The organism is Chamaesiphon sp. OTE_8_metabat_110 (assembly GCF_031382685.1).
GTDB lineage: Bacteria > Cyanobacteriota > Cyanobacteriia > Cyanobacteriales > Chamaesiphonaceae > Chamaesiphon.
Genome location: NZ_JANMZA010000487.1, coordinates 1 through 6,791 on the forward strand (window position 1 = coordinate 1; position 6,791 = coordinate 6,791).

Genomic DNA, 6,791 nt, shown 5'->3' on the forward strand with positions numbered 1-6,791 from the left:
TTTTTGGATTGAGCTATGCTGCTAAATATCCGAAAAATTCTCCACGGTCGAGGCTTTGCCAACGAGATAGTCGAGCTTGCATAGGATATTTGAAATGCAGAATTTGGTTTTAAAACCGATTTTGAAGAGCGATTTTAGCACACTCAACCGTGTCAGTTTTTATTAAGAAAAAAATCTAAGGCAGGTACTAACATGATTCATCATATTTCAATCGCTGTTAACAATCCACAGCATGTGGCTGATGTAATTGCCGAGTTATGGCAAGGACGAGCTGTGCCCTTTCCGGGTCATGAGGGCAGCTATATTGCCCTTCGTTTCGATCTTTATGGCACAGCTATTGAGGTGATGCCGAAAAGCCTGATTTTGCAGCCAGGGTTAGAAACAGCCGCCGTGCGGTTTACTGACTTTGAGCCAGCTACGGGCTATACGGCTACTCATGCAAATATTTCAGTGGCTGTGAGCGAACAAAAAGTCTGGGAGATTGCCGAACGTGAAGGTTGGCGAGCTGTGCGGTGTAGACGCGGCGGAGCGTTCGATTTAATCGAACTGTGGGTTGAAAACCAGGTGATGCTGGAGTTGTTGCCGCCAAATCTGATGCCGGAATACCTTGCAACAGTGGAACCCAATAGCTTGAGTGCGCTTTTGAAAAACTTAGCTGCCGCCCAATAGCGACAACCTTTGGAGAACCCGATGAATCCCCAATCCCTCGCTGAGGACATTGCCAATTATTAATATACGAGGTGACTCAATGAACTTCGATCGAGACATTATTACTGTCAGACCTTCAGAAACAATCGACACGATTCAAAAATTGCCGAACTATGTTGGTATTTCTGGCAAAACGGCTGGTGCAAACGGGATCTCGATGAATATTGTGGTTATCCCACCTGCTGCAAAAGCCGAGCCTCATTTTCATCATGGATTTGAAACAGCGATTTATCTATTGAAAGGCAACGTGAAAACCCTTTATGGCGAAAACTTATCTAAGTCTGTAATCAATCAACAGGGTGATTTTATCTTTATTCCTGAAGGTGTACCGCATCAACCTATCAACTTGAGCAGTACCGAGGAGGCAATCGCCTTAGTCTCGCGCAATGACCAAAACGAACAAGAGAGTGTACGGGTTTACAGATTAGATTAAGTACGCCCAACCAAATGATTAAAAACTATTGCCAGATGGTTAGGCTTTAACTTCACTCGATCGAGGAAATATAGACAATTTTCAACTTTAAAAACCTCGATTCGATCGCGTAGCGTTCGCCTTGCAAAATCGTAGACACCGTTCGATTAATTAGCGTTAGCAATCTCAGTTAATGCAGTGGCTTTAATCACATTCAATTACTATTTTTCACCTAAAAAAATATCATGAAACCCACAATTCTAGATAGCGACAACCCTTGTAAAACCCGATGAATCCCCAATCCCTTGCTGAAGACATTGCCAACCTGACCCAGCAGACAGCAGCAGCGAACACAGCACTCATGCGCGGTGACATCGATCGATACCTCGCACTGATACAACACTCGAATGACTACATGCTAATGTCGCCGTTTGGTGGAGAGCCGACATCCGGCTTCGATCTGTCGCAACAGCTTGCACTGGATCGGTTCTTTAAGTCCGGCACATTCGACCAAGAGGTAGTCACAACCTACGCCACAGCAGATTTCGCCGTACTTGTGACCATCGAGCGGGTGTGTGCTGAGGTCGGAGGCTTGCCCAAGCAAGACTGGTCGCTGCGGGTCACGCAAGTATTTCGTCGTGAAGCGGACGCATGGCAACTCGTGCATCGGCACGCAGATCCGCTGGCGAACGGCATTAGTTTAAAGCAGGCGGCTGCACTCGCACTGGGCGTTACCGACACTGACCATTCGGCAAAGTTAACATGAGTTACGAAGACAGGAGGGATGGCATTGCGAAAAACGACATTCAAACTCTTACCAATCGGAGTCATTCAACTATGGCAGCAGCTCAATTTCTCAGTCCTCAGCAGATCGATCGACTCCCATCATCGCCAGCCGATCGGCGAATCCACTATGGGAGCGCACCTTCTCAATTTGGCGATCTGCGACTGCCGCAGGCTCTAGGGAGTCACCCCGTTGCCGTTGTGATTCATGGCGGCTGCTGGAAATACCGACACGGCGATCTCACTGCCGATCTTCAGAACACGGCGGCTCTTGCCTCAGCGTTAACTCACCACGGGATCGCCACCTGGAATATTGAATATCGTCAAATCGATGTTCCAGGGGGTGGATGGACGGGGACATTTGAGGATGTCGCCAATGCGATCGATTACTTACGGGTGCTGGCTAAACCCTACGCGCTAGACTTGAAGCGGGTGGTTATCGTCGGTCATTCTGCGGGCGGGCATCTGGGAACTTGGGCAGCCGCTCGGCATCGGTTGCCCCAACAGAGTCACTTTTTGTTTGAAGATCCGTTGCGTGTCTTAGGTGTCGTTAATCTGGCAGGTGTAGTAGATCTAGAAGCGTTTCTGCCAATGCAGAACCAGTCTTGTGGCGAACCAGTCATTACAAGGCTGATGGGCGGCTCACCTACGGAAGTGCCCGATCGGTATCGACTAGCATCGCCATCCCATCTTTTGCCGCTAGGAGTGAAGCAGGTCTTAGTTTATGGCGCACAAGATAAAGTTGTCCCGCCGTGGTTAGGACAAAAATATGCGGAAGCAGCCAGAAAAACAGGTGACGATGTGACCTTTGCATCGATCGAAAACACATCCCATTTTGAACTCATTGCGCCTGGATCTGAAGCTGGCGATCGGGTTGTGAATGCTGTGCTTTCGATGCTGAAGTTAAAGAACAAAGAATCACAGAAGATCGATATTTAAAAATAAATATATACATCAATAAAGCGTGAGGTAAATTATGACGATCGATCTCGGACTAACTCACATCGCACTCCCAGTTACAGATATCGATCGTAGTATTCAGTTTTATGCTATCTACGCCCAAATGCAAGTAATCCATCGCCGTATAGATGCCGAAACAGGTGTTGCAGTCGTATGGCTTTGCGATAAAACTCGTCCGTTTGCGATCGTGCTGATTCAGACAAGTTCGGTGCAGTCAGTTCTATCTCCCCTCGCACATCTGGGAGTCGGGTGTCAAAGTCGGGAAGTTATCGACGCTCTTTGCGACAAAGCAAAACAGGAAGGTGTTCTGCTTCAGGAACCCAAAGATTCTGGATATCCGATTGGCTACTGGGCTTTTTTAAGAGATCCAGACGGTCATACGCTCGAACTATCTTACGGACAAGAAATCGGATTGACCGTAGAACAGACTCCATAAAATAGTACGGGAGATAGATAGAATGTCTAGTACAAATCTAATTCGATTAGGCGGACTCAGTGCGATATTTGCCGGAATCTTGCGCGGCGTAAATTCGTTTTTAGCCAGCAGTAATCCTAATGTAACGATCTCCATTCTTTACCTGTTGACCGATATTTTTCTCCTATTTGGGATCGTGGGTATTTATAGTTTTCAGTATCGGCAATCTCGATCGTGGGGTTTGTGCGGATTTCTACTCGCGATCGTTGGGATTGCAATTATCCGCACCGGATCGATCGCTGGAGTTAGTTTATATCCGATCGGCGCATCAATATTTACAGTCGGTATGAGCTTGTTTGCAATTGGCTCTTGGATCGCCAGAAAGCTCCCCCGCTGGGTATCGGTCTTGTGGATACTTTCGACGATCGTTGGATTCATGGGTTATTTTATCCCCGGTCTTAAATTATTATTTGTCCTGTCTGGGGTAATCTTCGGCATTGGTTTTGCTGGAGCAGGTATGAAGATCTGGTCATCAACAAGCAAATAAATTGAATGACTCGCCGATCGATCTCAATCTTTCTCAATTTGGGCACAGGATGCCGAACAAATAGCGCAACTGTTCCATGAAACAGTTCGTGAAATTAATGTCCACGATTACTCAAGCAAACAGGTCAGGGCGTGGGCACCTGATGATATCTACTTTAGAAACTGGGTAGAGGTGTGTTCGAGCCGATTCACCTATGTTGCTGACGATGAGAGGTTGTCTGTTAAGCGTTCGAGGTTATTTGCGGCGGGTGATGGGCAACGTTAGACAGAATTACGATCGAGCAATTCCTTTAGGACGGATGTAACACAAACGTTTCTAGCTGAAGATCGCCCTCAAAGATCGCTAATGGATTTTATCCGATCGCGCCTAGAGCTGTTAAATTCTCCTGCTGGGCAGCCGTCAATCCTTGGATGCCCCGAATATTCATCCCTTCATATGGTCGCGGCGATCGAATGATTTTGACGCATTCACCCGTAGCGACATCCCAGAATCTAATGGTAGCATCGGTACCAGTACTGGCTAGCAACTGACGCTCGGCAAAATCTGCGCTGTAGTGGGGCACAAACGCCACTCCAAACACACCATGTGTATGACCCTGCAAGATCCTTAGACATTTCCCGCTGCCCACATCCCAGAGCCTAACGGTACCGTCATAGCTACCACTGGCTAACAGTCGTCCATCGGTGCTCAAAGCCACAGACCAAACGAACGCTTGATGACCGGGCAACACTTGGAAACATTCACCAGTATTAATATTCCAAAGAGCCACGGTACGATCGACACTACCACTAACCAAAATATCGCGATCGGGACTCACTGCGATCGAGACAATCCCTAGTTGCTGCCCCTGCAAAGTACGGATACATTCACCCGTCTGGATATTCCAAAACGAGATCGTGCGATCTCTACTCCCACTCACCAACATCGGTGGGGAGACAATGAAGGCTACCGATGTGACCCAATCTTTATGCCCTGCCAAAATCTGGAGACACTCACCCGTTAGTGTACTCCAGAGTCTAATCGTATGGTCTGAGCTACTACTAGCAAGGATTTGGCTGTCGGGACTAAATGCCACCGACCAAAGGCCATCGGTATGTCCGGCTAGAATGTGGCAGCACTTGCCATCGCGGACGCGCCAAAGTTTGATAATCGGATCGTCACCGCTTCCCCCACTAGCTAGGAGCTGACCGTCTGGACTGAAGGCTAATGTTCTGATGGAACTATTATGACCGCTCAAACTCGTAGATCGATCGTCCTGGATATTCCAGAGTCGTAATGCTCCGCCAAAGTATCCAGTGGCTAGCACCGCTTGAGGAGCGGCAATATTTGGTAGAGGTGGGGGGACAAAATCTATCGCATAGATCGTATTTGCATAGCCTTTTAAAACTCTCAGACACTTGCCAGTACTCAGGTTCCAGAGTCTAACCGTGCGATCTTCACTACCGCTAGCCACAATCTGATGAGTCGCGTCACAAGCGATCGACCAAATCCAATCCTCATGCCCAACCAGCGTCTTCAAACACCGTCCAGTCAGCACATCCCACAGTTTGATGTTTCGATCCTTGCCACCGCTGATGAGCGTTTGGCCATCTTGACTAAAGATGACCGACTTCAATTCGTCGCTATGTCCCAAACAAGTTCTCAAACACTCGCCAGTGCTGGCATCGTAGAGCTTGACGGTGGCATCATTACCGCCGCTGGCAATGGTTCGACCATCTGGACTAAATGCTACTGAAAAGACTATGCCTTGATGAGTCCCCCATGTTCCAACGCATTGTCCTTTGTGGATATTCCAAAGCCGAATACTTGAATTGGCATCACCACTGGCAATGGTTCGACCATCGGGACTGAAGGCTACTGAGTAGACTGCTTCGGTATAGTCAGTGAATTTCTGCAAGCACTCACCAGTGTTCACATCCCAGAGTCTCACGGTGCAGTTATCACTACCGCTGGCTAGAATATCGTCACTGCCACTGACTAAGATGTTGCCATCGGGACTGAATGCCAGCGATCGAATCGCCTGTGTTCGATCGGCAAATGTCCGCAAGCACTCACCAGTATTGACATCCCAGAGACGGATGGTGCAGTCAAAACCACCGCTGGCTAGCGTTTGACTATCTGGGCCAAAAGTCACCGCTCGTACCCAATTGGTATGGCCGCGCAAGATCGATCGCAGTTGATAAGTGCGAGCATCCCACAACCGAATATCGCCGTTGAAATCGCCGCTAGCCAAATAGCAGCCGTTTGGACTAAATGCGACTGCATGAATACTGCCAAAAGTTTCGGTAAAAACTGAGTTTGCCCAATCGGTGTTCGCAAAATTAGTATCGTGTAAATTCATGCCGAGTAGATAGGCTTGCCGAATACACAAACCGGAAAAATCATAGCCAGTCATGTCAATGTGTAAGTGCCGCAACAGATTAATTAAATTACCACCTGCATAACCGTCGGTACCAGCAAATTCAGTTTGCAGTTTAACTAATAATCGATCTAATTGATTTTTAATTTCTGGTTTCGATCGCAATTTACCTAGTAGTCGATCGACCAACGGCACTAAAATCATCCGCACTTGGCTCTCGCGCACATAGTCTTTAGCTTGAGCTTGAATTAGTCCATGACTATTGAAAATTGCCACGTCTAATGTGATAATTTCCGTGCATATTTTATCGATAAATATCGCAGCAACGTACTCCATTACTACGGGTTGGAGCGTAAAACAGCCGCTACTTTTTTCAATTAGACTCTGCCGATCTAATGATTGTAATGCGCCTAAAACTTGAGATCGAAATCCGCTGGGAATGAAGTCTGCTAACAATTGAGAAATCGATACAGCTTCGCGCCCGATCGCTAACCAATACAGTACTTGTTGCTCGATCTGGGACAATCGATTCTCATTCTGAGAGGCTCCGCCAACGAATTGCTGCGCTAGTAAAGCATCGATCCCATGACAGAGAATTACTCCCTGC

General features: G+C 47.6%; 7 protein-coding genes and 1 pseudogene. 7 read left to right on the forward strand and 1 reads right to left on the reverse strand.

Going from position 1 to position 6,791, the window contains the following annotated elements; translation table 11 throughout:
• Positions 1-192: 192 nt before the first annotated feature.
• From RMO52_RS17955 to RMO52_RS24805, 7 genes and pseudogenes are all read left to right on the forward strand, one after another.
• Positions 193-669 carry a hypothetical protein gene (locus tag RMO52_RS17955; protein WP_310416944.1) on the forward strand — a complete coding sequence of 159 codons (477 nt, stop codon included), beginning with the start codon at positions 193-195 and terminating at the stop codon, positions 667-669.
• A gap of 79 nt (positions 670-748) precedes the next feature.
• The gene (locus RMO52_RS17960; RefSeq protein ID WP_309742932.1) at positions 749-1,141 is read left to right on the forward strand and encodes a cupin domain-containing protein; all 393 of its coding nucleotides are present in this window, start codon (positions 749-751) and stop codon (positions 1,139-1,141) included.
• Between the two features lie 268 nt (positions 1,142-1,409).
• Positions 1,410-1,886: a nuclear transport factor 2 family protein gene (locus tag RMO52_RS17965; RefSeq protein WP_310416952.1), complete on the forward strand. Its 477-nt coding sequence runs from the start codon at positions 1,410-1,412 to the stop codon at positions 1,884-1,886.
• The gene (locus tag RMO52_RS17970; RefSeq protein WP_310416955.1) at positions 1,883-2,842 is read left to right on the forward strand and encodes an alpha/beta hydrolase; all 960 of its coding nucleotides are present in this window, start codon (positions 1,883-1,885) and stop codon (positions 2,840-2,842) included. Before RMO52_RS17965 ends, RMO52_RS17970 begins: the two co-directional genes overlap by 4 nt.
• A gap of 37 nt (positions 2,843-2,879) precedes the next feature.
• Complete coding sequence (locus RMO52_RS17975) at positions 2,880-3,299, forward strand: VOC family protein (RefSeq protein ID WP_309738467.1); 420 nt, start codon at positions 2,880-2,882, stop codon at positions 3,297-3,299.
• Between the two features lie 22 nt (positions 3,300-3,321).
• Positions 3,322-3,825, forward strand: coding sequence for a hypothetical protein (locus RMO52_RS17980; RefSeq protein WP_309738465.1), 504 nt, complete (start codon positions 3,322-3,324; stop codon positions 3,823-3,825).
• Positions 3,826-3,861: 36 nt separating this feature from the next.
• Positions 3,862-4,035, forward strand: a pseudogene (locus RMO52_RS24805) (GNAT family N-acetyltransferase); the annotation flags it as partial.
• Between the two features lie 142 nt (positions 4,036-4,177).
• On the opposite strand, the gene RMO52_RS17985 reads toward RMO52_RS24805, so the two are convergent.
• Positions 4,178-6,791, reverse strand: a 2,614-nt coding sequence (locus RMO52_RS17985; RefSeq protein WP_310416960.1) for a WD40 repeat domain-containing protein, incomplete at its 5' end; no start/stop codon positions are given.